Source organism: Sphingomonas bacterium (assembly GCF_903643065.1).
Taxonomy (GTDB): Bacteria; Pseudomonadota; Alphaproteobacteria; order Sphingomonadales; family Sphingomonadaceae; genus Sphingomonas.
Map to the genome: position 1 here is coordinate 1 of NZ_CAHJWX010000271.1, position 4007 is coordinate 4007.

3 protein-coding genes are annotated in these 4007 nt (G+C 71.2%); all 3 read right to left on the reverse strand.

All coding sequences use genetic code 11. The annotated features are described in order from the left end of the window. Positions 1 to 1278, reverse strand: a 1278-nt coding sequence (locus HUU95_RS10150; protein WP_438827207.1) for a GspE/PulE family protein, incomplete at its 3' end; no start/stop codon positions are given. Next, on the reverse strand, positions 1279 to 3459 hold the full coding sequence (gene gspD, locus HUU95_RS10155) for a type II secretion system secretin GspD (RefSeq protein ID WP_174280004.1): 2181 nt from the start codon (positions 3457 to 3459) through the stop codon (positions 1279 to 1281). A gap of 230 nt (positions 3460 to 3689) precedes the next feature. After that, on the reverse strand, positions 3690 to 4007 hold a 318-nt coding region (locus HUU95_RS10160; protein ID WP_217429809.1), incomplete at its 5' end, for a PDZ domain-containing protein.

Below are 4007 nucleotides of genomic sequence, written 5' to 3' on the forward strand. Positions count from 1 at the left end.
CGGCTTGCGGCACGCCGGGCACAGCCGCCGCACCAGCCGCTGCGCCACCACCGCGCGCAAGGTGGAGGCGAGCAGGAACGGCTCGACGCGCATGTCGCGCATCCGGGTGATCGCGCCGGCGGCGTCGTTGGTGTGGACGGTCGACAGCACCAGATGGCCGGTGAGCGACGCCTGCACCGCGATCTCGGCGGTCTCGCGGTCGCGGATCTCGCCGACCATGACCGTGTCCGGGTCTTGGCGCAGGATCGCGCGCAGGCCGGCGGCGAAGGTCAGCCCGACCTTGGGATTGACCTGGGTCTGCCCCACGCCGTCGACCGCATATTCGACCGGGTCCTCCACGGTCAGGATGTTGCGCGTGCCGTCGTTGAGCCCGCGCAGTGCGGCATAGAGCGTGGTGGTCTTGCCCGACCCGGTCGGGCCGGTGACGAGCACGATGCCGTTGGGCTCGGCCAGCGCGTCGGTGAGCAGCCGCAGCATCGCCGGCGCCATGCCCAGCGCCGGCAGGTCGATCCCGGCATTGTCCTTGTCCAGGATGCGCAGCACCACGCGCTCGCCCGCACGCGCCGGCAGCGTCGAGACGCGCACGTCGAGCAGCTTGCCACCCAGCGTCAGCCCCATGCGCCCGTCCTGCGGCACGCGGCGCTCGGCGATGTCGAGCCGCGCCATCACCTTGACGCGGCTGACCACCACCGGCGCGACATGCGGCGGCATGCGCAGCGTCTCGCGCAGCACGCCGTCGATCCGCATCCGCACCACCAGACCGCTCTCATAGGGTTCGATATGGATGTCCGACACGCCGTTGCGCGCGGCGTCGGCGATGATGCCGTTGATGAGCCGGATCGCGGGCGCGTCGTCGGCGGTATCGAGCAGGTCCTCGGCGGACGGCAGCCCGGTGGCGAGGCTGTCCAGCTCGTCGCCCATGCCGACGGCGGCGAGCGCGGTCGCCTGCCCGTCCATCGCATAGGCGTCCGACAGCAGGCGATCGAACGCGGGCGGGGCGATTACGGCGACCGCGAACGGCCGGCCGAGCACGCGGCGAACCTCGATCAGCGCCTTGGGATCGGCACCCTCGCGCAGCGCGACGGTGAGCTGCTCCCCACGCGCGGGATCGATCGCGACGCCGAACTTGCGGGCGAAGAGGTAGGGGAGCGGGGCGGGTGGAAGGAAGTCACCCTCACCCTTCCCACTCGCTTCGCGAGCGGGCCCCTTCCCTCTCCCATCGGGAGAGGGAAACAGCTCGCCGTCAGGCGAGCGAAAAGGGTGAGGGTGACTGGCCAATTACTGTTTCCTCCCCGGCGTTGCGCGCACCACCGGCACGCCGACGCGGGGGTCGTCGATGTTGCCCGGCAGCGGCGCGGGCGGGATCGGCGGGGCGGCGTTCATGTAATCGCGCACGAGCTGGTCGATCGAGGGCTCCTCGCCAGGCGCCTGCTGGCCCTCCTGCAACCGCAGCTGACCATAGCGCTGCTCCGCCAGCCGCCGGGCATCGTCGGCCGTGTGCAGGATGGTCGGGCGGATGAAGATCATCAGGTTGGTCTTGTCGCGCGTGCGCGCCTTTGACTTGAACAGGTTGCCGACGACGGGGAGGTCGCCGAGCAGCGGGATTTTCTCGATCGTGCGTCGTTCCTCGTCCGACAGCAGCCCGCCGATATAGCCGATCGCGCCGTCCTCCAGCACGAGCGTGTTCTCCACCTCGCGCTTGTTGAGGATCAGGTCCGAATTGTCGTTCGAGACCGGGCCCGCGATCGAGCTGACCTGGATGTGGATCGACAGCTTGATCGAGCCGGACGAGTTGACCTGCGGCCGGATGTCGAGCCCGATGCCGACATTCTCGCGCTGCGTGGTGCGGAACGCGTTGTCGAAATTGGTCGACAGCGCCTGGCCGGTGGTGATCGGCACTTCCTGCCCGACCAGGCTGTGCGCCTCCTGATTGTCGAGCGTGACGAGGTGCGGCACCTGGAGCAGGTTGGAGGTGGTGTCGCTCTTCACCGCGTTGATGATCGAGGCGAAGATCGTGTCGCCGATGGTGCCGCCGAACCCCGCGAAGCCGCCGGACGTGCCCAGGATCGAGGTGATGGCCGACTGCGCGAGCTGGTTGGACACGGTCGTGTCGGTGCCGACGATGACCGAACTGCCGTTGATGGTCGTCGTCGTAGTCGCCAGCTGGCGTGCGCCGATCGCGCCAGCGATCTGGAGGATGTTGGGGGCGGTGTTGGTGAAGGTGGACGCGGCGAACGCGCCGCCGGAGGGATTGGCGAGCAGGAACTGCGCGCCGAGCCGGTTCACCGTCGCGTCCGACACCTCGGCGACGATCGCCTCCACGAGCACCTGCTGGCGGCGCGTGTCGAGCTGGCGCACCACCTCGGCGAGCTGGCGCTGCACCTCGCCGGGCGCGGCGATCACGATTGCGTTGGCGCCGGCGAAGCGGGTGACGACTACCGCCGCGCGGCCCTGGGTCGAGATCGCCGCCTGACCGTTGGCCCCGCCCGTCGTCGCGGCGGGCGTCGACACCGGCTGCTGCTGCTGCTGGAAGGGGGCGATCGCCCCGGTCGAGGTGCCCGTGCCCGTGCCGCTGGTCGTCGAGCCGAAGTTCGCGCGGCTGAGCGGCGTGGCGCTCGGCTGTTCGGGCGCCTGGCCGACCAGCTGCTGGAGCACGGGGAGGAGCTGCTCGGCGTCGGCGTTCTCCAGGAAAACGACCTTGATCTGCGTCCCGTTGCGCGCCTGCGTGTCCAGCTGTTGCGCGACGCCGACGAGGCGCGACACGGTGGCCGGATCGCCACGCAGCGCGATCGAGTTGGAGCCCTCCACCGCCACCACCGACACACCCGCGCCCGGCGTGATGCCGCCACCGCCGGCCTGGCCGCTCCCCGACAATGCCTGGAGCGCGGTCGCGACCTCGCGCGCGCTGGCGTTCCGGAGCAGCACGACGCGGGTGGCGGCGCTGTCCGCGTCGACACGCGCCAGCACCGCGCGGACGCGGCGGATGTTGTCGGCGAAGTCGACGATCACCAGGCTGTTGCCCGCGCGATTGGCGCTGACGGAGCCTTGTTGCGAGATCAGCGGGCGCACCGTGTCGAGCGCCGACTGCGCGTCGACCTGGCGCAGGCGCACGATCTCCGTGACGAAGCTGTCGCGGCTCGCCCCCGCGCTGCCCACCCGGCTCGGCTGCTGCGCGGCGTTGTCGAGCGGCTGGACGCGCAACGCGCCGTTCGCGGCGGGCACCGCGACGAGGTTGTTGGCGCGCAGCGTCGACAGGAAGATCTCGAAATATTGCGACTGGCTGAGCGGGTGGTCGGTGACCACGGTCACCTTGCCCTGCACGCGGCTGTCGATGATGATCGTGCGGCCGGTGACCTTGGCGGCATCGGCGATGAAGGCGCGGATGTCGGCGTCGCGGACGTTGAGCGTCGTCTGCGCGAGCACGGGGGCGGGCGCGGCGAGGAGGATGGTGGCGAGCATCGCTACCCGCCACGTCAAACCACCGAAGAGGCGCCCCCCAAGCCGTTCGCCCCGAGCGAAGTCGAGGGGTTTGCCCGCGCGCAAGGGTGCCTCGACTTCGCTCGGCACGAACGGATGGGGACGGCTCGGCACGAACGGGCCGGGGACGCTCGGCACGAACGGATGGGGGGCTCTCCGCACGAACGGAGCGGGAGCGCCCGGCACGGACCGACCCAGAGGGAAGCGCCGCCTCATGGCTGCGGCGCCACTTGCAGGCTGAGCGGCACGGGCTGGCCGCCGCGTTCCACCAGGATCGGGATGGAGCCGCCGCCCTTGAAGTCGCTCGCGACGCGATCGAGGTCGGCGACGTCGCCCACCGGCCGGCCGCCGATCGACGTCACCACGTCGCCCTCGCGCAGCCCCGTGCGGCGGAACAGCTCGCCCGTCCCCTGCGAGCGGACCACCAGCCCGGAGACGCGGCCGCCGTCGAGGCGCGGGATGAAGCCGATCTCGTCGCGGATACGGCTGGCGGGCACGCCCGCGTTCGGGGGGGGCGCCGGCAGGGCACC